The sequence below is a fragment of the Pseudomonas sp. NPDC089401 genome, assembly GCF_044749485.1.
Taxonomy (GTDB): Bacteria; Pseudomonadota; Gammaproteobacteria; order Pseudomonadales; family Pseudomonadaceae; genus Aquipseudomonas.
The window spans coordinates 113944-140136 of the sequence record NZ_JBIVIA010000011.1; the positions used below are offsets into that span (position 1 = coordinate 113944).

Genomic DNA, 26193 nt, shown 5'->3' on the forward strand with positions numbered 1-26193 from the left:
ACTGCAGTGAGCGCTGACTACCCTCGCGACCTGATCGGTTACGGCAACAACCCTCCTCACCCGCAATGGCCGGGCAATGCCCGCATCGCCCTGTCTTTCGTCCTCAACTACGAAGAAGGCGGCGAGCGCAACATCCTGCACGGTGACAAGGAATCCGAAGCCTTCCTGTCCGAAATGGTAGCCGCCCAACCACTGCAGGGCGCGCGCAACATGAGCATGGAATCGCTCTACGAATACGGCAGCCGCGCCGGCGTCTGGCGCCTGCTCAAGCTGTTCAAGGACAGCGGCGTGCCGCTGACCATCTTCGCCGTGGCCATGGCCGCCCAGCGCCACCCCGACGTGATCCGCGCCATGGCCGCAGCCGGCCATGAAATCTGCAGCCACGGCTATCGCTGGATCGACTACCAGAACATGGAAGAGGCCCAGGAGCGCGAGCACATGCTCGAAGCCATCCGCATCCTCACCGAAATCACCGGCGAGCGCCCGGTCGGCTGGTACACCGGCCGCACCGGCCCGAACACCCGCCGCCTGGTGATGGAGGAAGGTGGTTTCCTCTACGACAGCGACACCTACGACGACGACCTGCCCTACTGGGAGCCGAACAACCCCACCGACAAGCCGCACCTGGTGATCCCCTACACCCTGGACACCAACGACATGCGCTTCACCCAGGTACAGGGCTTCAACTGCGGCGAGCAGTTCTTCCAGTACCTCAAGGACGCCTTCGATGTGCTCTACGCCGAAGGCGCCGAAGCACCGAAGATGCTCTCCATCGGCCTGCACTGCCGCCTGGTCGGCCGCCCGGCGCGCCTGGCCGCGCTGAAGCGCTTCGTCGACTACGCCAAAAGCCATGACCAGGTCTGGTTCGCCCGTCGCGTGGACATCGCCCGCCACTGGCACGCCACCCACCCGTACAAGAAAGAGAACGCCTGATGACCGCCTTCAACACCCTCAAGCCCTCCGCCCTGAGCCGTGACGCTTTCGTCGCGGCCTTCGCCGACATCTACGAGCACTCGCCGTGGGTCGCCGAAAAAGCCTATGACCTGGGCCAGCTGGGCGAGCTGGACGAGATCGAGGTGCTGCACCAGCGCATGAGCGACATCCTGCTCAGCGCCAACCCTGCCGACCAGCTGGCCCTGATCAACGCTCACCCGGACCTCGCCGGCAAGGCCGCCATCCAGGGCGAGCTGACCGAATCGAGCACCAACGAGCAGGCCGGCGCCGGCATCCACCAGTGCACCGCCGAAGAATTTGCCCGCTTCACCGAGCTCAATGACGCCTACAAGGCCAAGTTCCAGTTCCCGTTCATCATGGCGGTGAAAGGCAGCAACCGGCACCAGATCCTCGCCGCCTTCGAAAAACGCATCCACAACGACAGCGATGCCGAATTCAAGGAAGCCCTGGCGCAGATCAACCTGATCGCCCTGTTCCGCCTGCTGCAGCTGTAAGCAACAGCCGAACGTCATTCAGAACAACGAACAATAGAAGAGATAACCGCATGCGCACCCTGATGATCGAGCCCCTGACCAAAGAAGCCTTCGCCCCCTTCGGAGACGTGATCGAAACCGATGGCAGCGACCACTTCATGATCAACAACGGCTCGACCATGCGCTTTCACAAGCTCGCCACGGTCGAGACCGCCGAGCCTGAAGACAAGGCGATCATCAGCATCTTCCGCGCCGACGCGCTGGACATGCCGCTGACCGTGCGCATGCTGGAACGCCATCCGCTGGGCAGCCAGGCTTTCATCCCGCTGCTCGGCAACCCCTTTCTGATCGTGGTCGCGCCCGTTGGCGATGCACCTGTATCAGGCTTGGTCCGCGCCTTCCGCAGTAACGGCAGGCAGGGCATCAATTACCATCGCGGCGTCTGGCACCACCCGGTGCTGACGATCGAAAAGCGGGATGACTTCCTGGTGGTTGATCGCAGCGGTTCTGGCAACAACTGCGATGAGCATTACTTCACCGAGGAACAGATGCTGATCCTCAATCCCCACCAATAAGAAAAGGTCGATCATCGTTCACGGTGGTCGGCAGAGGTACATACTGTGGAAGCACACCTTCACGAATGGCTGAACCTGAGCATTCGCTGGGTTCACATGATCACCGGTGTCGCCTGGATCGGTGCATCGTTCTACTTCGTCTGGCTGGAGAACCACCTGAACCGCAGCAACCCGCGCGATGGGTTGTCGGGTGATCTCTGGGCGATTCACGGCGGTGGTATCTACCACCTGGAGAAATACAAGCTCGCGCCCCCGAAAATGCCCGAGAACCTGCACTGGTTCAAATGGGAAGCCTACTTCACCTGGATGTCCGGTATCGCCCTGCTGTGCGTGGTGTTCTACTGGAACCCGACCCTGTACCTGCTGGCACCCGGCAGCACCCTGAGCGGTGCCGAGGGCGTGGCCATCGGTATCGGTTCGCTGGTGGCCGGCTGGTTCATCTACGACTTCCTGTGCGACTCGCCACTGGGCAAGCACCCTGCCCTGCTCGGCGCCGTGCTGTTCGTGCTGATCATCGCTGCCTGCTTCGGCTTCAGCCTGGTGTTCAGCGGCCGTGGTGCCTACCTGCACACCGGCGCGATCATCGGCACCATCATGGTCGGCAACGTGTTCCGCATCATCATGCCGGCCCAGCGCCAGCTGGTGGCGGCGATCGAGAACAACCAGACCCCCGACCCGGTGCTGCCGGCCAAGGGCCTGCTGCGCTCGCGCCACAACAACTACTTCACCCTGCCGGTGCTGTTCATCATGATCAGCAACCACTTCCCGAGCACCTACGGTAGCCAGTACAACTGGCTGATCCTGGCCGGTATCGCTGTAGCCGCGGTTCTGATCCGCCACTACTTCAACACCCGCCACGACAGCGCCAAGTACGCCTGGACCCTGCCGGTCGGTGCCCTGGCGATGATCTGCCTGGCCTACGTCACCGGTCCGAAACCGCTGGCCACAAGCCCTGAACAGGCCGCGGCGAAGGTCGAGTACCAGCCACTGCCAGCCACCGCCGTGGGTGGCAAGACCGCCGCCGAGCTGCGCGCCGAGGAAGCCGCCAAGGCCGCCGAAGCCCCAGCCGCGCCAGCCGAGGCTCCGGCCCAGGCGACCGCGCAGGCCGCCGGTGGCGACTTCGACAAGATCCACAAGGTCATCCAGGAACGCTGCAGCGTGTGCCACTCGTCGAAACCGACCAGCCCACTGTTCAGCGCAGCCCCTGCCGGCGTGATGTTCGACACCCCGCAGCAGATCCAGGCCCAGGCCGCGCGCATCCAGGCGCAAGCGGTCGCCAGCCAGATCATGCCGCTGGGCAACATCACCCAGATGACCGCCGAAGAGCGCAAGCTCGTCGGTGACTGGATCGCCAAGGGCGCCCAGGTCAACTGATGAATCGGGCATCCCGCCCCACCCTGTGGGAGCGGGCTTGCCCGCGAAGAGGCCGGTAAATCCGGCCTCTGTTTCAAGACATACGCAACAAGCAAGCATCGAGCGTTCGACCGCAAGCGGGAACCCCAGGCTGCCTTCACCGGGCCTGCCGCCTGCAACCGGCGCTTGGATCCGAGAATAAAAACAAAACTCGAGGTGCTGCATGTCCGAGTCACGCAAGGCGTACATCCCAGTTGCGCCGCCGCGACAGCCTCTGTCCCTGTTCCAACTGATCCTGGTTGGCCTGCAACATGTTCTGCTGATGTACGGAGGCGCGATTGCCGTGCCGCTGATCATCGGCCAGGCCGCGGGATTGTCTCGCGAAGAAGTCGCTTTCCTGATCAACGCCGACCTCCTGGTTGCTGGCGTCGCCACCATCATCCAGTCGTTCGGCATCGGCCCGGTCGGGATCCGCATGCCGGTGATGATGGGTGCCAGCTTCGCGGCCGTCGGCAGCATGGTGGCCATGGCCGGCATGCCCGGCGTCGGCCTGCAGGGGATCTTCGGCGCGACCATCGCTGCCGGGTTCTTCGGCATGCTGGTCGCGCCGTTCATGTCCAAGGTCGTGCGCTTCTTCCCGCCGCTGGTCACCGGCACGGTGATCACCTCCATCGGCCTGTCGCTGTTCCCGGTGGCGGTCGACTGGGCCGGTGGCGGCCAACAGGCGCCCAACTTCGGCTCGCCGATCTACCTGCTGGTGGCCAGCCTGGTGCTGGCGGTGATCCTGCTGATCAACCGCTTCATGCGCGGTTTCTGGGTCAACGTGTCGGTGCTGGTGGGCATGGGCCTGGGCTACATCCTGGCCGGTTCCATCGGCATGGTCGACCTGTCGGGCCTGGCCGCAACGCCGTGGCTGCAGGTGGTCACCCCCCTGCACTTCGGCATGCCGACTTTCAGCCTGGCGCCGATCCTGTCGATGTGCCTGGTGGTGGTGATCATCTTCGTCGAGTCCACGGGCATGTTCCTCGCCCTGGGCAAGGTGACGGACCGTGAAGTGACGCCAGGGATGCTGCGTCGCGGCCTGCTGTGCGATGCCGGTGCATCGTTCATTGCCGGCTTCTTCAACACCTTCACCCACTCCTCGTTCGCCCAGAACATCGGCCTGGTGCAGATGACCGGCGTGCGCTGCCGCTACGTCACGGTCACCGCCGGCGGCCTGCTGATCCTCCTCAGCCTGCTGCCCAAGGCGGCCTTCCTGATCGCCTCGATCCCGCCTGCGGTACTGGGCGGCGCGTCCATCGCCATGTTCGGCATGGTCACCGCCACCGGGATCAAGATCCTCCAGGAAGCCGACATCGGCGATCGCCGCAACCAGCTGCTGGTGGCGGTGAGCGTAGGCTTCGGCCTGATCCCGGTGGTGAAGCCGGAGTTCTTCTCGCAGATGCCCCAGTGGATGGAACCGATCACCCACAGCGGCATCGCCATGGCCACGATCAGTGCCCTGGTACTGAACGTGCTGTTCAACATCCTCGGTGGTGCCGAGCGCGCCGTGCACAACGACGCCTGCCACGGCCATTGAGCCCGTCCAGGGGCGGCGCATCCTGCCGCCCCTTCTTGTTCTTGCAGTAAACGCTTCACCGTCGACCCGCCGGAATGGGCCGCTCGGGGCGCCTGCGCGCCGAAAAAACCGCCAACAAAAACAATAAGTCCGGGAATCACAACATGAAGCGCATCACCTCATCCCTGCTGCTGGGCAGCAGCCTGCTGGCCACCCTCCCCGCGCATGCAGGCGATTGGCTGCTGTGGCACGGCGAAAGCCTGACGTACCTGTACGGCAAGGACTTCAAGATCAACCCCGATATCCAGCAGACCATCACCTTCGAGCACGCCAACAAGTGGAAGTACGGCGACACCTTCCTCTTCATCGACAAGATCTTCTACAACGGCAAGGCAGACCCGGGCAAAGGCGTGAACACCTACTACGGCGAGTTCAGCCCGCGCCTGTCGTTCGGCAAGATCCTCGACAGGAAGCTGGCCTTCGGCCCGGTCAAGGACGTGCTGCTGGCCATGACCTACGAACGTGGTGAAGGCGACAACGAGGCCTACCTGATCGGCCCTGGCTTCGACCTGGACATTCCCGGCTTCAACTATTTCACCCTGAACTTCTACCTGCGCAACACCGAAGGCGGCCGCCCCGGTGACAATGTCTGGCAGATCACTCCCGGCTGGTCCTATACCATCCCGGTGGGCAAATCCGACATTCTGATCGACGGCTACATGGACTGGGTACCCGACAACGACCAGAACAGCCGCGGCACCTACCACGCCAACCTGCACTTCAACCCGCAGGTCAAGTACGACCTGGGCAAGGCCCTGAACATCGGCGCCAAACAGCTCTACGTCGGCTTCGAATACAGCTACTGGAAGGACAAGTACGGCATCGACAGCCGCGGCAACCTGGAGAGCAACCAGAGTGTCGCCAGTGCGCTGATCAAGGTGCATTTCTGAAAACCTGATCGAATGCCCAGGTATGAATCACCGTGCTCCAGGACAGAGCACTTGAGGCGTGGCGCGCAAGCCAGTAATCTGCGCGCCCCCTCGATCAGGGCAGGATGGATTCTGCCTGCGTTTACTGACCGCTCAGTCAATGAATTCGGGCGGTTGGCCAACGTGTTGCCAGCCTGAAATACCCATTTTCAAACGTTCAGAACGAGTCGAGCAGGAAGGTTGTAGCCAACCCGGAAAGTTGGCGCAGCTCTTGCCAAACAACTGTGGGCAATCGTAAAAAGCTGACTCAAAAGACAACAAAACAGGCGCCATCACGAGCGCTGACAACAGATCAATCAAGGGAGCGACACTCGCAATGCGTACCATCAAAAGCCTGATGCTTGCCGGCGGCCTGCTGGCCTGCGGCACCACCTTCGCCGGTGACCTGCTGCAGTGGCAGAACAACAGCCTGACCTACCTGTGGGGCAAGAACTTCAAGGTCAACCCCGATACCCAGCAGACCTTCACCTTCGAGCACGCCGACGCGTGGAAGTACGGTGACAACTTCCTGTTCATCGACAAGATCTTCTACCAGGGCAAGAAAGACGCCGGCAACGGCCCCAACACCTACTATGGCGAGTTCAGCCCGCGCCTGTCGTTCGGCAAGATCTTCGACCAGAAGCTCGAATTCGGCCCGGTCAAGGACGTGCTGCTGGCCGCGACCTACGAGTTCGGCGAGGGTGACACCGAGGCCTACCTGATCGGCCCGGGCTTCGACCTGGCCATCCCGGGCTTCGACTACTTCCAGCTGAACTTCTACAACCGCATGCCCGAAGGCAGCCGCGCTGGCCGGAATGTCTGGCAGATCACCCCGGTATGGTCCTACACCATTCCTGTGGGCTCGTCCGACATCCTGATCGATGGCTTCATGGACTGGGTGGTGGACAACGACGAAAACCGCCACGGCACCTACCAGGCCAACCTGCACTTCAACCCGCAGGTCAAGTACGACCTGGGCAAGGCCTTGCACCTGGGTGAGAAGCAGCTGTATGTCGGTTTCGAATACGACTACTGGAAGAACAAGTACGGCATCAAGGACAGCGATGCCTTCACCACCGACCAGAACACCGCCAGTCTGCTGGTCAAAGTGCACTTCTGATGCACTGCAACTGAACGCGAGGGATGGCACCGGCTACGCCGGTGTTCGCGGGTGAACCCGCTCCCACAGATCAATGGACTGCCCCCAAGAAGCTGGACACCAATCCAACCCTTGGGGGCAGTCCAGAATGTGGGAGCAACTGTCTTGCTCAATTTCTAAAAGCTGGCGCGAATCCCTGTGGGAGCGGGTTTACCCGCGAACCGGGGCGAAGCCCCGGCCATACCGCCTCAGTTGGCCGGCCGGACCAGGCGCCACAGCTTCCCGGCAACCGCCACCACCGCCAGCACCACCGCCCCGGCCACGACACCCGCCACGCCATTGAGCAAGCCACTGGTCAGCGCCCCGCCGCGCCCGTCGCTGAACGCCTCGACGGCGTGATGCAGCGGCGCCACACCGTGCACCAGGATCCCACCCCCGACCAGGAACATCGCGGCGGTGCCGATCACCGACAGGCTCTTCATCATGTACGGCGCCGCACGCAGGATGCCGTTGCCCACCGTACGCGCCAGGCTCGACGACTTCTGCGTCATCCACAGCCCCAGGTCATCGAGCTTGACGATTCCCCCGACCAGCCCGTACACACCCAGGGTCATGACGATGGCGATCCCCGAGAGCACGATGATCTGCTGGCTCAACGGCGCATCGGCAACGGTGCCCAGGGTGATCGCGATGATCTCGGCGGACAGGATGAAGTCGGTGCGCACCGCGCCCTTGATCTTGGCGCTCTCGAACGCCACCAGGTCGACGCTGGCATCCGCCACCGCCTCCTTGCGCGCCGCATGCTGCGCCTGGTCCTCTTCCTCGCTGTGCAGGAACTTGTGCGCCAGCTTCTCGAAGCCTTCGTAGCACAGGTAGGCGCCACCGAGCATCAGCAGCGGGGTCACTGCCCACGGGATGAACGCGCTGATCAACAGCGCCGCCGGCACCAGGATCGCCTTGTTCACCAGCGAGCCCTTGCACACCGCCCAGACCACCGGCAACTCACGGTCGGCACGCACGCCCGTGACCTGCTGGGCATTCAACGCCAGGTCGTCACCGAGCACGCCGGCGGTCTTCTTCGCCGCTACCTTGGTCATCAACGACACATCGTCGAGCAGCGTGGCGATGTCGTCGATCAGTACCAGTAGACTGCTTCCTGCCATGTTTGCTTGTATCCAAATGAGTCAATTTGCCGGATTCTAGCCCAAAGCCGCTGCCTTGAGCGCCCATCGGGCGCGGTGATACCATGCCCGATCCCTCTTTGAGGTGGCCAGACACGAGGAAGATCCCTGACCATGAGCACCATTCGCGAGCGCAACAAGGAACTGATCCTGCGCGCAGCCAGTGAAGAATTTGCCGACAAGGGCTTCGCCGCCACCAAGACCAGCGACATTGCCGCCAAGGCCGGCCTGCCCAAGCCGAACGTGTATTACTACTTCAAGTCCAAGGACAACCTCTACCGCGAGGTCCTGGAAAGCATCATCGCGCCGATCATGCAGGCATCGACGCCGTTCAATGCCGACGGTGATCCGAAAGAGGTGTTGAGCGGGTACATTCGCTCGAAGATCCGCATCTCGCGCGACCTGCCCCATGCCTCGAAGGTGTTCGCCAGCGAGATCATGCACGGCGCGCCGCACCTGTCGCCGAGCCAGGTGGAGCAGTTGAACGCCCAGGCGCACCACAACATCGAGTGCATCCAGCGCTGGATCGAACGTGGCCAGATCGCCAAGGTCGACCCGCACCACCTGATGTTCAGCATCTGGGCGGCGACCCAGACCTATGCCGACTTCGACTGGCAGATCTCGGTGATCACCGGCAAGGCCAAGCTGGCCGACAGTGATTACGAAGCGGCGGCCGAGACCATCATCCGCCTGGTGCTCAAGGGCTGTGAGCCCGAGGTGGCCTGAGCCGACCGGTGGGGCTGCTTTGCAGCCCTTTCGCGACACAAGGCCGCTCCTACAAGGATGGTGTAGTCCTGTAGGAGCGGCCTTGTGTCGCGAAAGGGCCGAATAGCGGCCCCAGCAATTTCGAACCTTACGCTGCTACCCCCGCATCCGCCTTCAACCCCACCTCCTCGATCGCACTGATCGCACACTGCTCGTCGATATCCGACGTATCGCCGCTGATCCCCACCGCACCCAGCACCTTGCCGTCCTGATCACGAATCAACACGCCCCCTGGCGCCGGCACCACCGGCCGCTCGCCCAAGCCGTTCAACGCCGCGAAAAACGCCGGCCGTTGCTGCGCGTCCAGCGCCAGCAGGCGCGAACCCTTGCCCAGGGCAATCGCACCCCAGGCCTTGCCGGTGGCCACCTCCGGACGAATCAGGCTGGCGCCGTCCTCGCGTTGCAAGGCCAGCAAGTGCCCGCCGGCATCCAGCACCGCCACGGTCAGCGGCGCTGCGTTGATCTTGCGACCGGCCGCCAGCGCGGCATTCACCAGGCCGACAGCGACTTTCAGGTTCAAAGCGTTCATGGAAAGGTCCTCTTCTTGTTGTGAGAAGCCCTGAGGGCAGTTGAAAACCGATAGCTCAATAGAACACAACTACAGATAATTTTGTATACAATAAATTGAAACGATCGTATGCGAGTGCGCAAACAGCCGTTTTCTCGGGTGCTCGGACGAAAGCGGGCTTACCCGACGAAAACCCGTTGACCTGAGCCGCCAGCCGTGAATACACTCTGGCACAAAGAAAGTTGTATACAATTACAAAATCGATGAGGCACAAACCATGAGCAAAATGAGAGCAATCGATGCAGCCGTTCTGGTCATGCGCCGTGAAGGTGTAGATACCGCGTTCGGCATCCCGGGGGCTGCCATCAACCCGTTGTACTCGGCCCTGAAGAAAGTCGGTGGCATCGATCACGTCCTCGCTCGCCACGTCGAAGGCGCCTCGCACATGGCCGAGGGCTACACCCGCGCCAACCCGGGCAACATCGGCGTGTGCATCGGCACCTCAGGCCCTGCCGGCACCGACATGGTCACCGGCCTGTACAGCGCCTCGGCCGACTCCATCCCGATTCTCTGCATTACCGGCCAGGCCCCACGTGCCCGCCTGCACAAGGAAGACTTCCAGGCCGTCGACATCACCAGCATCGTCAAGCCGGTGACCAAGTGGGCGACCACCGTTCTGGAGCCAGGCCAGGTGCCTTACGCCTTCCAGAAGGCCTTCTATGAAATGCGTACCGGCCGCCCGGGCCCGGTGCTGATCGACCTGCCGTTCGACGTGCAGATGGCCGAAATCGAATTCGACATCGACGCCTACGAGCCACTGGCCGTCAACAAGCCGTCCGCCACCCGCGTACAGGCCGAAAAAGCCCTGGCCATGCTCAATGACGCCGAGCGCCCACTGCTGGTGGCCGGTGGTGGCATCATCAATGCCGACGCCAGCGACAAGCTGGTCGAGTTCGCCGAACTGACCGGCGTGCCGGTGATCCCGACCCTGATGGGCTGGGGCACCATCCCCGATGACCACGCCCTCATGGTCGGCATGGTCGGCCTGCAGACCTCGCACCGCTACGGCAACGCCACCCTGCTCAAGTCCGACCTGGTGTTCGGCATCGGCAACCGCTGGGCCAACCGCCACACCGGTTCCGTCGACGTCTACACCGAAGGCCGCAAGTTCGTGCACGTGGACATCGAACCGACCCAGATCGGCCGCGTCTTTACCCCGGACCTGGGGATCGTTTCCGATGCCGGCAAGGCACTGGACGTGTTCCTCGAAGTGGCCCGCGAGTGGAAAGCCGCCGGCAAGCTGAAGTGCCGCAAGGCCTGGCTGGAAGACTGCCAGCAGCGCAAGGCCAGCCTGCAGCGCAAGACCCACTTCGACAACGTGCCGGTCAAGCCGCAGCGCGTCTACGAAGAGATGAACCAGGTTTTCGGCAAGGACACCTGCTACGTCAGCACCATCGGCCTGTCGCAGATCGCCGGCGCGCAGTTCCTGCACGTGTACAAGCCACGCCACTGGATCAACTGCGGCCAGGCCGGCCCGCTGGGCTGGACCATCCCTGCCGCCCTCGGCGTGGTCAAGGCCGATCCGAAGCGCAAGGTCGTGGCGTTGTCGGGTGACTACGACTTCCAGTTCATGATCGAAGAGCTGGCCGTGGGCGCGCAGTTCAACCTGCCGTACGTCCACGTGCTGGTGAACAACGCCTACCTGGGCCTGATCCGTCAGGCGCAGCGTGGCTTCGACATGGATTACTGTGTACAACTGGCGTTCGAGAACATCAACTCGACCGACGCCGCCACCTACGGGGTCGACCACGTCGCCGTGGTCGAGGGCCTGGGCTGCAAGGCCATCCGCGTGTTCGAGCCGGCCGAGATTGCCCCTGCCCTGCTCAAGGCACAGAAGATGGCCGAGGAGTTCCGCGTGCCGGTGGTGGTCGAAGTGATCCTCGAGCGTGTGACCAACATTTCCATGGGCACCGAGATCAACGCGGTCAACGAGTTCGAAGACCTGGCCCTGGTCGGCAACGACGCGCCAACCGCCATCTCGCTGCTGGACTGATCGCCTGACGCCCCCGGGTTTGCCCCGGGGGCCTTCATCGCAAGGAGACAACCCATGCCTCGCTTCGCTGCCAACCTGTCCATGCTGTTCACCGAACAGGACTTCCTGGCCCGCTTCAAGGCTGCCGCCGACGCTGGCTTCAGCGGCGTCGAATACCTCTTCCCGTACGACTTCAGCGCCGCCGAAATCAAGCAGCAGCTGGACGCCAACGGCCTGACCCAGGTGCTGTTCAACCTGCCGGCGGGCGACTGGGCCAAGGGTGAACGCGGCATCACCTGCCACCCCGACCGCGTCGAGGAATTCCGCGCCGGTGTCGACAAGGCCATCGAATACGCCAAGGTCCTGGGCAACACCCAGGTCAACGCCCTGGCCGGCATTCGCCCACAAGGCCTGCAGTGCGCCGACGTGCGCAAGACCTTCGTGGAAAACCTGCGCTATGCCGCCGACAAGCTCAAGGCCGCCGGGATCCGCCTGGTCATGGAAATGATCAACACCCGCGACATCCCCGGCTTCTACCTGAACACCACCAAACAGGCCCTGGAAATCCAGGCCGAAGTCGGCAGCGACAACCTGTTCCTGCAGTACGACATCTACCACATGCAGATCATGGAAGGTGACCTGGCCCGCACCCTGGAAGCCAACCTGAAACTGATCAACCACGTGCAGCTGGCCGACAACCCCGGCCGCAACGAGCCAGGCACCGGCGAGATCAACTACCGCTTCCTGTTCGAGCACCTGGACCGCATCGGTTACCAGGGCTGGGTGGGCGCGGAGTACAAGCCGCTGACCACCACCGAAGCGGGCCTGGGCTGGCTGAAAACGCACAACGCGATCTGAATCACTGCTCCCACTGGGACTGCGAACAAATACAAAGAGGTAAGTTCTCATGGCTAAAATCGGTTTCATCGGCACCGGCATCATGGGCAAGCCCATGGCGCAGAACCTGCAGAAAGCAGGTCACAGCCTGTTCGTCTCCACCCACCACGACGCAGCCCCGGCCGACCTGATCGCCGCGGGCGCGGTGGCCCTGGCCAACCCGAAAGAGGTTGCCCAGGAAGCCGAGTTCATCATCGTCATGGTCCCGGACACCCCTCAGGTCGAAAGCGTCCTGTTCGGTGAAAACGGCGTCGCCGAGGGTGTCGGCCCGAACAAGGTGGTGATCGACATGAGCTCGATCTCCCCTACCGCCACCAAAGCCTTCGCCGAGAAGATCAAGGCTACCGGTGCCGCCTACCTGGACGCCCCGGTGTCCGGTGGTGAAGTCGGTGCCAAGGCCGCGACCCTGAGCATCATGGTCGGTGGCTGCCCGAAAGCCTTCGAGCGCACCCTGCCGCTGTTCGAAGCCATGGGCAAGAACATCACCCGCGTCGGTGGCAACGGCGACGGCCAGACCGCCAAGGTGGCCAACCAGATCATCGTCGCCCTGAACATCCAGGCCGTTGCCGAAGCCCTGCTGTTCGCCGCCAAGAACGGCGCCGACCCGGCCAAGGTGCGTGAAGCGCTGATGGGTGGCTTCGCTTCGTCGAAGATCCTCGAAGTGCACGCCGAGCGCATGATCAAGGGCACCTTCGACCCAGGCTTCCGCATCAACCTGCACCAGAAGGACCTGAACCTGGCCCTGCAAGGCGCCAAGGAACTGGGCATCAACCTGCCCAACACCTCCAATGCCCAGCAAGTGTTCAACACCTGCCAGGCCCTGGGCGGCGGCAACTGGGACCACTCGGCGCTGATCAAAGGCCTGGAGCACATGGCCAACTTCTCGATCCGCGACGAGCAGTGATTTGAATCCTGGGGCTGCTGCGCAGCCCTTTCGCGACACAAGGCCGCTCCTACAGGAGATCGCGGTCTCCTGTAGGAGCGGCCTTGTGTCGCGAAAGGGGCGCAAAGCGCCCCCAAAATTCCAGATCCCACACCGCTGAACCTGCGACCACAGGCCCAGCGGTGAACCCGAGCAACACCCGCCCCTGGTTCGGCCTGCACGGAGGCAGTTCCAGGGGCGTTTTCGATTCCGCAGAACAACAATAACTGGGAGCCTGCCATGTCGGTCGATCCGCAAAAAATTCTCCGCGACCTGTTCGACACAGCCATCGCCGCCGCCCACCCACGCCAAGTCCTCGAACCCTACCTGCCCGCCGACCGTAGCGGCCGGGTTATCGTCATCGGCGCCGGCAAAGCCGCAGCCGCCATGGCCGAAGTGGTCGAAAAGTGCTGGCAGGGCGAAGTCTCCGGGCTGGTCGTGACCCGCTACGGCCACGGCGCCAACTGCCAGAAGATCGAGGTGGTCGAAGCCGCCCACCCGGTCCCCGACGCCGCCGGCCTGGCCGTGGCCAAGCGCGTGCTGGAACTGGTCAGCAACCTCGACGAAGACGACCGCGTCATCTTCCTGCTCTCCGGCGGCGGCTCCGCGCTGCTTGCGCTGCCCGCCGAAGGCCTGACCCTGGCCGACAAGCAACAGATCAACAAGGCCCTGCTCAAGTCCGGCGCCACCATCGGCGAGATGAACTGCGTGCGCAAGCACCTCTCGGCGATCAAGGGCGGCCGCCTGGCCAAGGCCTGCTGGCCAGCCAGCGTCTACACCTATGCCATTTCCGACGTGCCGGGCGACCTGGCCACCGTCATCGCTTCCGGCCCGACCGTGGCCGACCCGAGCACTTCGGCCGATGCCCTGGCGATCCTCAAGCGCTACGACATCGACGCGCCGAAAGCCGTCATCGACTGGCTCAACAACCCCGCTTCGGAAACCGTCAAGGCCGATGACCCGGCCCTGGCCCGCAGCCACTTCCAACTGATCGCCAAACCTCAGCAGTCGCTCGAGGCCGCCGCGGTGAAAGCCCGCCAGGCCGGCTTCAGCCCGCTGATCCTCGGCGATCTGGAAGGCGAGTCGCGGGAAGTGGCCAAGGTGCATGCCGGCATCGCCCGGCAGATCGTCCTGCACGGCCAGCCACTGAAGGCACCGTGTGTGATCCTCTCCGGCGGCGAGACCACCGTGACCGTGCGCGGCAATGGCCGTGGCGGGCGCAATGCCGAGTTCCTGCTCAGCCTCACCGAAAGCCTCAAGGGCCTGCCGGGCGTGTACGCCCTGGCCGGTGACACCGACGGCATCGACGGCTCGGAAGAAAACGCCGGCGCCTTGATGACGCCAACCAGCTATGCCCGCGCCGAAGCCCTCGGCCTGTCGGCCAGCGACGAGCTCGACAACAACAACGGCTACGGCTACTTCGCCGCGCTCGATGCGTTGATCGTCACCGAACCGACCCGCACCAACGTCAACGACTTCCGCGCCATCCTGATCCTCGAGACTGCCCAATCATGACGCCTGATAAAAAAGTAAAGATCCTCGCCACCCTCGGCCCTGCGATCGAAGGCATCGACGACATCCGCCAGCTGGTCGAAGCCGGGGTGAACATCTTCCGCCTCAACTTCAGCCACGGCGAGCACGCCGACCACGCCCTGCGCTACCAGTGGATCCGCGAAGTCGAGCAGCAGCTGAACTACCCGCTGGGCATCCTCATGGACCTGCAAGGGCCGAAGCTGCGCGTGGGCCGCTTCGCCGAAGGCAAGGTCCAGCTGCAACGCGGCCAGGCCCTGCGCCTGGACCTGGACAAGACCCCGGGCGACAGCCGCCGGGTCAACCTGCCGCATCCGGAAATCATCGCCGCGCTGCAGCCGGGCATGGACCTGCTGCTCGACGACGGCAAACTGCGCCTGCGGGTGACCGCCAAGCACAGCGACGCCATCGACACCGAAGTGCTCAACGGTGGCGAGCTGTCCGACCGCAAGGGCGTCAACGTGCCACAGGCGGTGCTCGACCTCTCCCCGCTCACCGAAAAGGACCGCCGCGACCTCAGCTTCGGCCTGGAACTGGGCGTGGACTGGGTGGCCCTGTCGTTCGTGCAGCGCCCTGAAGACATCGTCGAGGCGCGCCAGCTGATCGGCGATCGCGCCTACCTGATGGCCAAGATCGAGAAGCCTTCGGCGGTCGAGCAACTGCAGGCGATCGCCGAGCTGTCCGACGCGATCATGGTCGCCCGCGGCGACCTGGGCGTGGAAGTGCCGGCCGAGAGCGTGCCGCAGATCCAGAAACGCATCATCGGCACCTGCCGCCAGCTGGGCAAGCCGGTGGTGGTGGCGACCCAGATGCTCGAATCCATGCGCTTCTCGCCGGCCCCGACCCGCGCCGAAGTCACCGACGTGGCCAATGCCGTGGCCGAAGGCGCCGACGCGGTGATGCTGTCGGCCGAGACCGCCTCCGGCGACTACCCGCTGGAAGCCGTGCAGATGATGAGCAAGATCATTCGCCAGGTGGAGAACGGCCCGGACTACCAGGCCCAGCTCGACGTCGGCCGGCCGAAGGCCGAGGCCACCGTGTCGGACGCCATCAGCTGCGCGATCCGCCGCATCAGCGGCATCCTGCCGGTGGCGGTGCTGGTCAACTACAGCGAGTCGGGCACTTCGACCCTGCGTGCGGCGCGCGAACGGCCACGGGCGCCGATCCTCAACCTGACGCCGAACCTGAAGACCGCCCGCCGCCTGAGCGTGGCCTGGGGCGTGCACTCGGTGGTCAACGACCGCCTGCGCCAGGTCGACGAGGTGGTCTCCACCGCCCTGGAGATTGCCCAGGCGCAAGGCATGGCCAGCCGTGGCGACACGCTGCTGATCACCGCCGGTGTGCCTTTCGGCAAGCCGGGTTCGACCAATACCTTGCGGATCGAGACCCTGGTCTGAGATCGCCGGGGGCGCTTTGCGCCCCTTTCGCGACACAAGGCCGCTCCTACAGAAACCTCGATCCCTTGTAGGAGCGGCCTTGTGTCGCGAAAGGAGGGCAAAGCCCTCCCAACTAAACCGAACCTGCGGAAAACCGAGGCCCAAAGAGGCCCACCGCTCTCCCACCCACCTCACTGACTGCCCATGTACACCAAGAATTTCACCAACCCGTGCCCCGACTGGGCCACGGCACTGCTCAACGGCTTCAGCCAGGTGCTGCTGCTGCGCAACCCCCTGTGCGGCCTGTGCTGCCTGCTGGCCATCCTGCTCACCGCCCCCGACCTGGTCGGCGGCGCCCTGCTCGGCGCCCTCGCCGGCCTGCTCACCGCCCAGCGTCGCGGCTACGACCGGGCCGACCGCCAGGCCGGGCTGTACTGCTACAACGGCGTGCTGATCGGCATCCTGATCAGCGCCGTGCTGCCCTGGTCGGCGATCCTGCCGCCGCTGATCATCGCCGCCGGCGGACTGTCGAGCATCATCACCCACCAATGGCGCAAGCGCGGCGGCAAGCTGCTGGTCGCCTACACCGCGCCGTTCGTGCTGCTCGGCTGGGTTGCCCTGCTGTTCGCCAGCCCCGCGCCCAGCGGCTTCGTCGAGGCGGACCCGCTGTATGCCCTGGCCCGCGGCGTCGGGCAGATCTTCCTGCTCGACCAGCCGCTGGCCGGCCTGCTGATCATCGTCGGCATGTGCATCGCCAACCCCTATGCCGCACTGTGGGCGGTGCTGGCCTCGGCCATCGGCGGTGGCGTGGCGCTGCTCGCCGACCAGCCCCAGGCGGCGTGGCTGGGGCTGTACGGCTTCAATGCTGCCCTCGCGGCGCTGGCCTTCAGCCGCCAGGGCGAGAAACCCTGGGTGACCCTGCTGGCGATCGCCCTGGCCCTGCTGCTGCAACCGCTGTTCAAGCTGCTGCCGGTGGCAGGCCTGACCGCGCCCTTCGTCGCGGCCTGCTGGCTGATGCACCTGGGCAGCCACCTGGCCCAGCCCCGGCAGGGCAACGCCCGCCGCTTGCACAGCTGAAACGCAGCCCCTAGGCTCAGCCCATCGCCACTGTGGAACGAGCCAATGAACAACCCTGCGAGCCTGCGCGAGCGGCTCTACGTGATCGTCTTCCAGACCGACACCGTGGCTGGAAGACGCTTCGACAAGGTGCTGCTGCTGATCATCCTCGCCAGCCTGGTCACGGTGATCCTCGACAGCATCGACGACGTGCACAAGGGCTACGCCGGCCTGCTGGCCGCCATCGAATGGGGCTTTACCGCAATCTTCCTGGTCGAATACCTGAGCCGCCTTTACTGTTCGCCCAGACCGCTGCGCTATGCCTTCAGCTTCTACGGCCTGGTCGACCTGCTGGCGATCGTGCCGGGGATCATCGCCCTGTACTACAGCGACGCCCAGTACCTGCTGATCATCCGGGTGATCCGGATGCTGCGGATCTTCCGCGTGCTCAAGCTCAGCCCTTACCTCAAGCAGGCCCATTACCTGCTCGATGCGCTGCGCGGCAGCAAGCAGAAGATCATCGTGTTCCTGGTCAGCGTGTCGACTCTGGTGACCGTGTTCGGCACCTTGATGTACGTGGTCGAAGGGCCGGAGCATGGCTTCACCAGCATCCCCAAGGGCATCTACTGGGCCATCGTCACCCTCACCACGGTGGGCTTCGGCGACATCGTGCCGAAGACGCCGCTGGGGCAGGTGCTGTCGTCGCTGGTGATGATCACCGGTTACTCGATCATCGCCGTGCCGACCGGGATCTTCACCGCCGAACTGGCCAACGCCATGCGCGGCGAACAGCTGCAGCACGACTGCCCGACCTGCAACAAGAAAACCCACGAACATGGCGCGGCGTTCTGCTCACGCTGTGGCAATGCGCTGTTTCCCAAACAGTGATGCTTGACCGTGCCGGCCTCTTCGCGGGTAAACCCGCTCCCACAGGGACCGCACATCATTCAAACCTTGCACCGTACCTGTGGGAGCGGGTTTACCCGCGAAGAGGCCTGAACAGGCAACAGCATAACCAAAGTCATTTTTGTTCTTTAGCCCACATAAACCCACCCGCTATAGTCGCCATCAAACTGCCAACTTCTAATCAATAACAAGGACGCAATGTGAAAAGACTCCTCTCCGCCTCGCTGCTGACCGCCGGCCTGGCCCTGGGCAACCTGGCCCAGGCGGCCCCGACCCTGCTGAACGTTTCCTATGACGTGATGCGCGATTTCTACAAGGACTACAATCCGGCGTTCCAGAAACACTGGGAAGCCGAGCACAACGAGAAGGTCAACCTGCAGATGTCCTTCGGCGGCTCGAGCAAGCAGGCGCGGGCGGTGATCGACGGCCTGCCGGCCGATGTCATCACCATGAACATGGCCACCGACATCAATGCCCTGGCCGACAACGGCAAGCTGGTGCCGGACAACTGGGTCAGCCGCCTGCCGAACAACAGCGCGCCGTTCACCTCGGCCACCGTGTTCATCGTGCGCAAGGGCAACCCCAAGGCGCTGAAGGACTGGCCCGACCTGCTCAAGGACGGCGTGCAGGTGATCGTGCCCAACCCCAAGACCTCCGGTAACGGCCGCTACACCTACCTGTCGGCCTGGGGCTACGTGCTCAAGCAAGGCGGCGACGAAGCCAAGGCCCGCGACTTCGTCGGCAAGCTGTTCAAGCAGGCACCGGTGCTCGACACCGGCGGCCGCGCCGCCACCACTACCTTCATGACCAACCAGATCGGCGACGTGCTGGTGACCTTCGAGAACGAAGCCGAAATGATCGCCCGCGAGTTCGGCCGCGACCAGTTCGAAGTGGTCTACCCGAGCGTGTCGGCCGAGGCCGAGCCGCCGGTGAGCGTGGTCGACAAGGTAGTCGCCAAGAAAGGTACCCAGGCCGTGGCCGAGGAATACCTGAAGTACCTGTGGTCGCCGGCGGCCCAGGAGATCGCCGCGCAGAACTACCTGCGCCCGCGCGATGCGACAGTGCTGGCCAAGTACACCGACCGCTTCCCGAAAGTGGATTTCCTGTCAGTGGAGAAGACCTTTGGTGACTGGCGTACCGTGCAGAAGACCCACTTCAATGATGGTGGGGTGTTCGACCAGATCTACACCAACCAGCAGTAAATGATGTAACCAGGCCCGGCCTCTTCGCGGCTAAAGCCGCTCCTACAGGGGTTTGCACGCCCCCTGTAGGAGCGGGTTTACCCGCGAAGACGCCGGCACAGACAATACCAATCGAACTTTCCCAGCCATCTCTCCTCAGTTCCTTGAGTAACCCCTGCCCCGCTCACCCGGCCCAAGGAGTACTCCAGTGCTGCGCTTCCTCTCCACCCTGCTGCTCGGCTGCCTGCTGAGCACCCACCTGCTGGCCGCAGACCCCGCCCCCGTCGACGAACCCTCCAGCGAACCGGAGCCAGTATTGCAAGGCGGCCTGCTCGGCGCCCTGGCCGATAGCCTGGACAACGCCGCCCAGGAGCTCGACCTCGACGCCCACCTGGTCGACGCCTGGCGCCTGCGCACCGACCGCGCCGCCCAGGAGGTGGAACGCCTGGTCGACCGCCATTCGGCCACCGATTCGCTGCAACTGGCCGGCAACTTCATCCTCCTGACCCTCAGCTGGGCCGCCAGCTTCGCTCTGCTCACCACTCTCGGCCGCTGGGTTGCCCGGCGTACCGCCGACACCCCCTGGCTACGCGCACGCAAACGCGCCAGCAGCCTGCTCGGCTACCTGCTGCGCTACACCTTGCCAGCCCTGGCCAGCCTGCCGCTGACCCTCTACGTCAGCCGCTTCCTCGACCCCTCGGTGGCCCGCGCACTGGGCCTGAGCCTGGCCTACGCCACCAGCAGCGGCCTGTTCTCGACCTCGATCATCCTCTGCCTGATCACCCTGTTCGACGCCGGTCACAAGCGCCCGGCCGTCGCGGCGATCAAGCGCCTGGCGCCGCGTCCGCTGTTCCTGATCGGCTTTCTCGCGGCCTGGAGCGACGCCCTGACCAGCCCGCAGATCGCCCGCCAACTGGGCGGCAACATCACCGCCAGCATCGCCGTGCTCACCGGCCTCACCGCCACGTTCATCTTCGCCAGCCTGGTGATCCGCCTGCGCCGCCCGGTGGCCCAGCTGATCCGCAACCGCCGCTACAAGGACCGGGTGCAGCACCGCGCTGTGCAGGAGACCCTGCGCATTTTCTCGGCCGTGTGGTACCTGCCGATTCTGCTGATGATCCTGGTTTCGGCCGTCCACCTGGTCGGTGCCGGCGAAGAAAGCCAGAAGGCCCTGCAGAAAGCCCTGCTGACCACCGTGCTGCTGGTCTCGACCGTGTTCCTCAGCACCTTGCTGCAACACCTGCTGGCGCCGCACGAAAGCGACCCGGCGCAGCGGGTTCGGCCCTACAAGGAATTGCTGCGCAGCCTCGCCCACGCGCTGTTGCGCATTGCCATGGCAATCGCCTTCATCGAACTGCTCGGGCGCATCTGGGGCTTCTCGGTGATCGACTTCGCCCTGAGCAACAGCCTGGGCCAGGCGATCAGCAATTCGCTGTCGAGCATCGGCCTGATCCTGCTGGTCACCTGGCTGCTCTGGGTGGTGCTCGACACCGCCATCCAAGAGGCGCTCAAGCCCGCGGTCGGCCGCCGTGCCACGCGCCAGCCGAGCACCCGGGTACGGACCATCCTGCCGATGCTGCGCAATGCGCTGAAGGTGATCCTGATCGTCATCTGCACCATCACCACCATGGCCAACCTGGGCATCAACGTCGCGCCCCTGCTGGCCGGTGCCGGGGTGATCGGCCTGGCCATCGGCTTCGGCTCGCAGCAGCTGGTGCAGGACGTGATCACCGGGCTGTTCATCCTGATCGAGGACACCATCTCGATCGGTGACTGGGTGGTGCTCGATTCCGGCCACGCCGGCACCGTCGAGAGCCTGACCATCCGCACCCTGCGTCTGCGCGATGGCAAGGGCTTCGTGCACTCGGTGCCGTTCGGGCAGATCAAGGCGGTCACCAACCAGTCACGGCAGTTCGCCTATGCGTTCTTCTCGGTGCAGTTCACCTACGACAGCGACGTGGATGAGTCGCTGGGGCTGATCCATGAGGTGGGGCAGTCGATCAGCCAGGACCCGCTGCTGCGCATCAACCTGCAAGGGCCATTGCAGGTGTTCGGGGTCGATCGCATGGACTTGAACGGGTTCGTGCTGACGGCGCAGTTCCGCACCATTTCCGGCGGGCAGTATGCGGTGAGCCGGGCATTCAACGAGCGGCTGAAGAAGCGCGTGGACCAGACGGAGAATGTGAGTTTTGCCCAGGTGTATCCGCTGCCGGTGCGCGGGATCTCAGCCTGATGTCAGCCTGTGCCGGCCTCTTCGCGGGTAAGCCCGCTCCCACAGGGACCGCACAGCATTCAAACCTTGCACCGTACCTGTGGGAGCGGGCTTGCCCGCGAAAGGGCCGGCCCAGGCGACATCACACCTGGCGGAATACCAAGGCTTTAAGCCCCCCCGCCGGGTCCACATCGGGAAACTCCGGCGGGTTCTCCAGCCGCTCGACATAGGCCAAGGATGGTGCCTGCTCGGCCATCCCTTCGATCAGGAACTCCGGCCCGATCCCCGGATCGTTGACGCACGCCAGCACCGTCCCGCCCTCGTTGAGCAACTCCGGCAGGCGCCGCAGGATCTTCGCGTAATCCTGAGTCAGCACGAAGCTGCCGCGCTGGAAGGTCGGCGGGTCGATGATGACCAGGTCATAAGGCCCGTACTTGCGCACCTTGCCCCACGACTTGAACAGCTCGTGCCCCAGGTAGGCCACCCGCGACGCATCATGGCCGTTGAGGCGGTGGTTGTCGCGCCCGCGCGACAGCGCCGACCTGGCCATGTCCAGGTTGACCACCTGCTCGGCACCGCCGGCAATCGCCGCGACCGAGAAGCCACAGGTGTAGGCGAACAGGTTGAGCACACGCTTGCCTGCCGCCTGCTCGCGCACCCAGCGGCGGCCGTAGCGCATGTCGAGGAACAGGCCGTTGTTCTGCCGCACGCCGAGGTCGAGCAGGTAGGTCAGCCCGTCCTCGACCACCTCGCGCTGCTGGCAGGGCTCGCCCAGCAGCCACTGGCCCGGGCTGTCGGGCAGGTAGCGGTGCTGGATGAGGATCGCCTGGCCGGCCCACTGCGGGCGTTCGGCCAGGCTGCGCAGCATGGATTCCAGTTCAGCCAGCTGGCCCTCGGGCGGCTCGCGGAACAGCGCCACCGACAGCACGCCCTGCAACCAGTCCACCGTGACCTGCTCCAGGCCCTCCCAGCAACGGCCGCGGCCGTGGAACAGGCGGCGGGTTTCCACGGGGGCGGGGTCGAGGGCGGTGAGCAAGTGCTGCTCGAGGGTCTGGATCGGCGAGGTCATGGCGGGTCGCAAGCTGGTAAAAACCGCCATTCTACCCTTTGGCCGTCACCTGCGCCGAACGAAACCACCAGCCCTGCTGCATCCCCGCCGCCGCCAGCAGGATCAGCACCACCCCCAGCCATTGCAGCGGCGCCAGGCGATGCCCGAAGGCCACCCAGTCGACCAGGATCGCCGCGATCGGGTAAATGAACGACAAGGCCCCGGTGAGTGCGGTCGGCAGGCGCTGGATGGCGCTGTAGAGCAACACGTACATCACGCCGGTGTGCACCACACCCAAGGTCAGCAGGCTGGCCAGCGCCGACGGCTCGCCCGGCAATCCGCCCACCCTGGCCCAGGGCGCCAGCAGCAACACGCCGGTGGCCACCTGGATCAGCGCGATCAGGTGCGGCGGCGTGCCTTTCAGGCGCTTGATGATCAACGCAGCGATGGCATACAGGAACGCCGCGCCCAGGGCCAGGGCGATGCCCAGCAGGTAATCCTCGCCACTGCCCTGCCCCGCGCCATGGGCGCTGACGATCGCCAGCATGCCGAGAAACGCCACGCTCAGCCAGGTGACCTTGACCAGCGTGATCTTCTCGCCCAGAAACGCCGCCGCCAGCCCCACCAGCATGAACGGCTGGACGTTGTACACCGCCGTGCCGATGGCGATCGATGCCTTCGAGTAGGAGGCGAACAACAACACCCAGTTGCCGACGATGGCCACGCCACTGGCGATCGCCAGCAGGAAAGCCGGGCGGCTGATCACGCCCGGCTTGAGGAAGCCGAACAGTGCGCAGATCACCAGCAAGGTTCCGGTGCCGAACACGCAGCGCCAGAACACCACCTCCAGCACCGGCTGCCCGGACACCAGCACGAACCAGCCGATGGTCCCGGAAATCAGCATGGCAGCGACCATTTCCAGCGAACCGCGGCGCATCGAACTGTCCATCTCACACCTCCCGTTGACGATGGCAACAGTATGCGGAGGGTCGGCCCGTACCTTCCAGCGGATAAGAAAGGTCAATCGGCAAGATCACCTTTACTATCAAGGCAAACTCAGACAAATGCCTGACGAGGTGCACATGACCGATGCCATCGACCAACTATTGATCAACGCCCTGATGGAAGACTCGCGCCGCTCGCTCAAGGCGCTGGCGCAGCTCAGCGGCCTCTCCGCCCCCAGCGTCAGCGAACGCCTGCGCCGCCTGGAAGAGCGCGGCGTGCTGCGCGGCTACACCGTCGAGGTCGACCCGCGCTGCTTCGGCTACCAGCTGCAGGCCATCGTGCGCATCCGCCCGTTGCCGGGGCAGTTGCAGGAGGTGGAACGGCAGATCATCGCCATCCCCGAGTTCACCGAGTGCGACAAGGTGACCGGCGAGGACTGCTTCATCGCGCGTCTGCATGTGCGCTCGATGGAGCAGCTCGACACCTTGCTCGACCGGATCAATGTGCTGGCCGAGACCAATACCGCGATCATCAAGAAGAGCCCGGTGAAGCGGCGGTTGCCGCCGATGGATTGAGTTTTCCCTGCACCGGCCTCTTCGCGGCTGAAGCCGCTCCCACAGGTACTGCGAAACACCTGTAGGAGCGGCTTTAGCCGCGAAAAGGCCAGGCCTGAAAAAGCTGACTAATTTTTGTACACACAAATGTCACCTTAAGTGCCATTTTTGTGTGCACTTTACAAAATTACGCCCCAATACGTTACACCGATAGCTAAATAAATTCTGACCAAACGATCAACTAAAGAACCATTTGAAATTAATACCTGTTCAATTGGTCAAGTTATATTCCATTCTTTTCATTAACTTATATCTCAACTAGTTAGATTCAAAACAATGACCATCTAAACATCGCTTTTCCCCTGGCATGGAACTCGCTTTTGTGTGTTCGTGTTTTGTATACAAACCAAGCAAAACATAAATACACAAGAACCCGCGACGCCAGCCCACGCTGGCCGCCGCGCCCAGAACCCAGTGATGCCAAGCTGCACCGACGAGATGGCGAGCCCGTGCGCATGCCCGCTCATCGCAGTCCACGTGCATCAGGAGCCTGCCGGAATGAGTACCAGCCTCGACCTTGCCCCTGAACTATCCGTCGCCAGCACCCACCCCAGCGCCACACTTGCCGGCGACATGCCGCAACTCGGCCTCAGCCCGCGCCTGCACAACCGCGACCTCGCGCCGACCAAGGCGCAGGGCCGCCGCTGGGGCGGCTACAGCATCTTCGCCCTGTGGACCAACGATGTGCACAACATCGCCAACTACTCGTTCGCCATGGGCCTTTTCGCCCTCGGCCTGGGCGGCTGGCAGATCCTCCTGTCGCTGGCCATCGGCGCGGCACTGGTGTACTTCTTCATGAACCTGTCCGGCTACATGGGGCAGAAGACCGGCGTACCGTTCCCGGTGATCAGCCGCATCGCCTTCGGGATCCACGGCGCACAGGTGCCGGCGCTGATCCGCGCGGTGATCGCCATCGCCTGGTTCGGCATCCAGACCTACCTGGCCTCGGTGGTGCTGCGCGTGCTGCTGAGCGCCGTGTGGCCGCAAGTGGCGGCCTATGACCACGACAGCATCCTCGGCCTGTCGAGCCTGGGCTGGGTGTGCTTCGTGGCGATCTGGCTGGTACAGCTGGTGATCCTCGCCTACGGCATGGAGATGGTGCGCCGCTACGAGGCCTTCGCCGGCCCGGTGATCCTGCTGACCGTGGCCAGCCTGGCAGTGTTCATGTACTTCAAGGCCGATGCGCGCATTGCCTGGTCGGTGGCCGAGCCGCTGAGCGGCTATGAGATGTGGCGCAACATCTTCGCCGGCGGCGCCCTGTGGCTGGCGATCTACGGCACCCTGGTGCTGAACTTCTGCGACTTCGCCCGCTCCTCGCCGTGCCGCAGGACCATCCGCGTCGGCAACTTCTGGGGCCTGCCGGTGAACATCCTGGTGTTCGCCATGATCACCGTGGTGCTGTGCGGCGCGCAGTTCCAGATCAACGGCCAGATCATCGACAGCCCGACCCAGATCGTCGCCAGCATCCCCAGCACGCCATTCCTGGTGCTCGGCTGCCTGGCCTTCCTCATCGTCACCGTGGCGGTGAACATCATGGCCAACTTCGTCGCCCCGGCCTTCGTCCTCAGCAACCTGGCGCCACGCCACCTGAACTTCCGCCGCGCCGGGTTGATCAGCGCCACCCTGGCGGTGCTGATCCTGCCCTGGAACCTGTACAACAGCCCGCTGGTGATCGTGTATTTCCTGTCCGGCCTGGGCGCCCTGCTCGGCCCGCTGTACGGGGTGATCATGGCCGACTACTGGTTGCTGCGCAAAGGCCGCATCAACGTGCCGGAGCTGTACACCGAACACCCGGCCGGCGCCTACCACTACAGCAAGGGCATCAACCTGCGCGCCGTGGCCGCCTTCGTGCCGGCCGCACTGCTGGCCATCGTCCTCGCACTGGTGCCCAACTTCCAGGGCATCGCGCCGTTCTCCTGGCTGATCGGTGCCGGCATCGCGGCGGCGGTCTACCTGTTGATCGCGCCACGCAAACGCCTCTATCACGACGTCAGCGGCGAGTGCATCGCCGTCGACCACAGCAACCATTGATCAGGGAGG

General features: G+C 64.1%; 23 protein-coding genes. 19 read left to right on the forward strand and 4 right to left on the reverse strand.

Annotated elements, in window-relative coordinates; translation table 11 throughout:
• Positions 1-6: 6 nt before the first annotated feature.
• The 7 genes from puuE to ACIP21_RS22855 all read left to right on the forward strand — a co-directional run bounded on the left by puuE (position 7) and on the right by ACIP21_RS22855 (position 7001).
• The gene (gene puuE / locus ACIP21_RS22825) at positions 7-933 is read left to right on the forward strand and encodes an allantoinase PuuE (protein WP_400692440.1); all 927 of its coding nucleotides are present in this window, start codon (positions 7-9) and stop codon (positions 931-933) included.
• Entirely contained in the window at positions 933-1448 is a 516-nt protein-coding gene (uraD, locus tag ACIP21_RS22830; protein ID WP_400692443.1) for a 2-oxo-4-hydroxy-4-carboxy-5-ureidoimidazoline decarboxylase, read from the forward strand. The genes puuE and uraD overlap by 1 nt, the downstream gene beginning before the upstream one ends.
• A gap of 50 nt (positions 1449-1498) precedes the next feature.
• A complete protein-coding gene (locus tag ACIP21_RS22835; protein ID WP_027592958.1) occupies positions 1499-2002 on the forward strand; it encodes an ureidoglycolate lyase in 504 nt (167 codons plus the stop codon).
• A 45-nt stretch (positions 2003-2047) separates the two neighbouring features.
• Positions 2048-3376, forward strand: a complete 1329-nt coding sequence (locus ACIP21_RS22840; RefSeq protein ID WP_400692446.1) for a urate hydroxylase PuuD — start codon at positions 2048-2050, stop codon at positions 3374-3376.
• 202 nt (positions 3377-3578) lie between these two features.
• Positions 3579-4934 (forward strand): nucleobase:cation symporter-2 family protein, encoded by a 1356-nt coding sequence (locus tag ACIP21_RS22845; protein WP_400692448.1) that lies wholly within the window; start codon positions 3579-3581, stop codon positions 4932-4934.
• A 143-nt stretch (positions 4935-5077) separates the two neighbouring features.
• A complete protein-coding gene (locus tag ACIP21_RS22850; protein WP_400692450.1) occupies positions 5078-5863 on the forward strand; it encodes an outer membrane protein OmpK in 786 nt (261 codons plus the stop codon).
• Between the two features lie 355 nt (positions 5864-6218).
• Positions 6219-7001, forward strand: a complete 783-nt coding sequence (locus ACIP21_RS22855) for an outer membrane protein OmpK (RefSeq protein WP_400692453.1) — start codon at positions 6219-6221, stop codon at positions 6999-7001.
• Positions 7002-7228: 227 nt separating this feature from the next.
• Here ACIP21_RS22855 and ACIP21_RS22860 read toward each other — a convergent pair whose 3' ends face one another.
• The gene (locus tag ACIP21_RS22860) at positions 7229-8143 is read right to left on the reverse strand and encodes a DUF808 domain-containing protein (protein ID WP_400692456.1); all 915 of its coding nucleotides are present in this window, start codon (positions 8141-8143) and stop codon (positions 7229-7231) included.
• A 132-nt stretch (positions 8144-8275) separates the two neighbouring features.
• Between ACIP21_RS22860 and ACIP21_RS22865 the strand changes: the two genes are divergently transcribed.
• Entirely contained in the window at positions 8276-8887 is a 612-nt protein-coding gene (locus ACIP21_RS22865) for a TetR/AcrR family transcriptional regulator (RefSeq protein ID WP_400692458.1), read from the forward strand.
• Between the two features lie 127 nt (positions 8888-9014).
• On the opposite strand, the gene ACIP21_RS22870 is transcribed toward ACIP21_RS22865, so the two are convergent.
• A complete protein-coding gene (locus ACIP21_RS22870; RefSeq protein ID WP_400692460.1) occupies positions 9015-9455 on the reverse strand; it encodes a heme-binding protein in 441 nt (146 codons plus the stop codon).
• Between the two features lie 256 nt (positions 9456-9711).
• On the opposite strand from ACIP21_RS22870, the gene gcl reads away from it, so the two are divergent.
• The 9 genes from gcl (at position 9712) to ACIP21_RS22915 (ending at position 21567) form a co-directional block, all read left to right on the forward strand.
• Positions 9712-11487 (forward strand): glyoxylate carboligase, encoded by a 1776-nt coding sequence (gene gcl / locus ACIP21_RS22875; RefSeq protein ID WP_400692462.1) that lies wholly within the window; start codon positions 9712-9714, stop codon positions 11485-11487.
• A gap of 54 nt (positions 11488-11541) precedes the next feature.
• Positions 11542-12324 (forward strand): hydroxypyruvate isomerase, encoded by a 783-nt coding sequence (hyi, locus tag ACIP21_RS22880; RefSeq protein ID WP_400692464.1) that lies wholly within the window; start codon positions 11542-11544, stop codon positions 12322-12324.
• Positions 12325-12373: 49 nt separating this feature from the next.
• Positions 12374-13267, forward strand: a complete 894-nt coding sequence (locus tag ACIP21_RS22885) for a 2-hydroxy-3-oxopropionate reductase (protein WP_400692467.1) — start codon at positions 12374-12376, stop codon at positions 13265-13267.
• 258 nt (positions 13268-13525) lie between these two features.
• On the forward strand, positions 13526-14800 hold the full coding sequence (locus ACIP21_RS22890; RefSeq protein ID WP_400692469.1) for a glycerate kinase: 1275 nt from the start codon (positions 13526-13528) through the stop codon (positions 14798-14800).
• Entirely contained in the window at positions 14797-16212 is a 1416-nt protein-coding gene (gene pyk / locus ACIP21_RS22895) for a pyruvate kinase (protein WP_400692472.1), read from the forward strand. Before ACIP21_RS22890 ends, pyk begins: the two co-directional genes overlap by 4 nt.
• A gap of 183 nt (positions 16213-16395) precedes the next feature.
• Entirely contained in the window at positions 16396-17268 is an 873-nt protein-coding gene (locus tag ACIP21_RS22900) for an urea transporter (protein WP_400692475.1), read from the forward strand.
• 45 nt (positions 17269-17313) lie between these two features.
• Positions 17314-18135, forward strand: a complete 822-nt coding sequence (locus tag ACIP21_RS22905; RefSeq protein ID WP_400692478.1) for an ion transporter — start codon at positions 17314-17316, stop codon at positions 18133-18135.
• A gap of 218 nt (positions 18136-18353) precedes the next feature.
• Positions 18354-19355, forward strand: a complete 1002-nt coding sequence (locus ACIP21_RS22910) for a sulfate ABC transporter substrate-binding protein (protein ID WP_400692481.1) — start codon at positions 18354-18356, stop codon at positions 19353-19355.
• 187 nt (positions 19356-19542) lie between these two features.
• A complete protein-coding gene (locus ACIP21_RS22915; protein WP_400692484.1) occupies positions 19543-21567 on the forward strand; it encodes a mechanosensitive ion channel family protein in 2025 nt (674 codons plus the stop codon).
• 121 nt (positions 21568-21688) lie between these two features.
• On the opposite strand, the gene ACIP21_RS22920 is transcribed toward ACIP21_RS22915, so the two are convergent.
• The gene (locus ACIP21_RS22920; protein WP_400692487.1) at positions 21689-22645 is read right to left on the reverse strand and encodes a class I SAM-dependent methyltransferase; all 957 of its coding nucleotides are present in this window, start codon (positions 22643-22645) and stop codon (positions 21689-21691) included.
• 1 nt (position 22646) lies between these two features.
• Complete coding sequence (locus ACIP21_RS22925) at positions 22647-23543, reverse strand: DMT family transporter (protein WP_400692490.1); 897 nt, start codon at positions 23541-23543, stop codon at positions 22647-22649.
• A 133-nt stretch (positions 23544-23676) separates the two neighbouring features.
• Here ACIP21_RS22925 and ACIP21_RS22930 point away from each other — a divergent pair, with 133 nt between their 5' ends.
• Positions 23677-24114: an Lrp/AsnC family transcriptional regulator gene (locus tag ACIP21_RS22930; RefSeq protein ID WP_400692493.1), complete on the forward strand. Its 438-nt coding sequence runs from the start codon at positions 23677-23679 to the stop codon at positions 24112-24114.
• A gap of 537 nt (positions 24115-24651) precedes the next feature.
• Positions 24652-26184: an NCS1 family nucleobase:cation symporter-1 gene (locus ACIP21_RS22935; protein ID WP_400692495.1), complete on the forward strand. Its 1533-nt coding sequence runs from the start codon at positions 24652-24654 to the stop codon at positions 26182-26184.
• Positions 26185-26193 lie beyond the last annotated feature (9 nt).

What these genes read in the sequence shown, in the direction of transcription:
- pyk (WP_400692472.1), top strand. Translation starts at nt 14,797, where the DNA reads ATGACGCCTGATAAAAAAGTAAAGATCCTCGCCACCCTCGGCCCTGCG.
- ACIP21_RS22835 (WP_027592958.1), top strand. Translation starts at nt 1,499, where the DNA reads ATGCGCACCCTGATGATCGAGCCCCTGACCAAAGAAGCCTTCGCCCCC.
- hyi (WP_400692464.1), top strand. Translation starts at nt 11,542, where the DNA reads ATGCCTCGCTTCGCTGCCAACCTGTCCATGCTGTTCACCGAACAGGAC.
- ACIP21_RS22870 (WP_400692460.1), bottom strand. Translation starts at nt 9,455, where the DNA reads ATGAACGCTTTGAACCTGAAAGTCGCTGTCGGCCTGGTGAATGCCGCG.
- ACIP21_RS22865 (WP_400692458.1), top strand. Translation starts at nt 8,276, where the DNA reads ATGAGCACCATTCGCGAGCGCAACAAGGAACTGATCCTGCGCGCAGCC.
- ACIP21_RS22890 (WP_400692469.1), top strand. Translation starts at nt 13,526, where the DNA reads ATGTCGGTCGATCCGCAAAAAATTCTCCGCGACCTGTTCGACACAGCC.
- ACIP21_RS22920 (WP_400692487.1), bottom strand. Translation starts at nt 22,645, where the DNA reads ATGGCGGTTTTTACCAGCTTGCGACCCGCCATGACCTCGCCGATCCAG.
- ACIP21_RS22850 (WP_400692450.1), top strand. Translation starts at nt 5,078, where the DNA reads ATGAAGCGCATCACCTCATCCCTGCTGCTGGGCAGCAGCCTGCTGGCC.
- ACIP21_RS22845 (WP_400692448.1), top strand. Translation starts at nt 3,579, where the DNA reads ATGTCCGAGTCACGCAAGGCGTACATCCCAGTTGCGCCGCCGCGACAG.
- gcl (WP_400692462.1), top strand. Translation starts at nt 9,712, where the DNA reads ATGAGCAAAATGAGAGCAATCGATGCAGCCGTTCTGGTCATGCGCCGT.
- ACIP21_RS22930 (WP_400692493.1), top strand. Translation starts at nt 23,677, where the DNA reads ATGACCGATGCCATCGACCAACTATTGATCAACGCCCTGATGGAAGAC.
- uraD (WP_400692443.1), top strand. Translation starts at nt 933, where the DNA reads ATGACCGCCTTCAACACCCTCAAGCCCTCCGCCCTGAGCCGTGACGCT.
- ACIP21_RS22935 (WP_400692495.1), top strand. Translation starts at nt 24,652, where the DNA reads ATGAGTACCAGCCTCGACCTTGCCCCTGAACTATCCGTCGCCAGCACC.
- ACIP21_RS22860 (WP_400692456.1), bottom strand. Translation starts at nt 8,143, where the DNA reads ATGGCAGGAAGCAGTCTACTGGTACTGATCGACGACATCGCCACGCTG.
- ACIP21_RS22905 (WP_400692478.1), top strand. Translation starts at nt 17,314, where the DNA reads ATGAACAACCCTGCGAGCCTGCGCGAGCGGCTCTACGTGATCGTCTTC.
- ACIP21_RS22925 (WP_400692490.1), bottom strand. Translation starts at nt 23,543, where the DNA reads ATGGACAGTTCGATGCGCCGCGGTTCGCTGGAAATGGTCGCTGCCATG.
- ACIP21_RS22855 (WP_400692453.1), top strand. Translation starts at nt 6,219, where the DNA reads ATGCGTACCATCAAAAGCCTGATGCTTGCCGGCGGCCTGCTGGCCTGC.
- ACIP21_RS22885 (WP_400692467.1), top strand. Translation starts at nt 12,374, where the DNA reads ATGGCTAAAATCGGTTTCATCGGCACCGGCATCATGGGCAAGCCCATG.
- ACIP21_RS22900 (WP_400692475.1), top strand. Translation starts at nt 16,396, where the DNA reads ATGTACACCAAGAATTTCACCAACCCGTGCCCCGACTGGGCCACGGCA.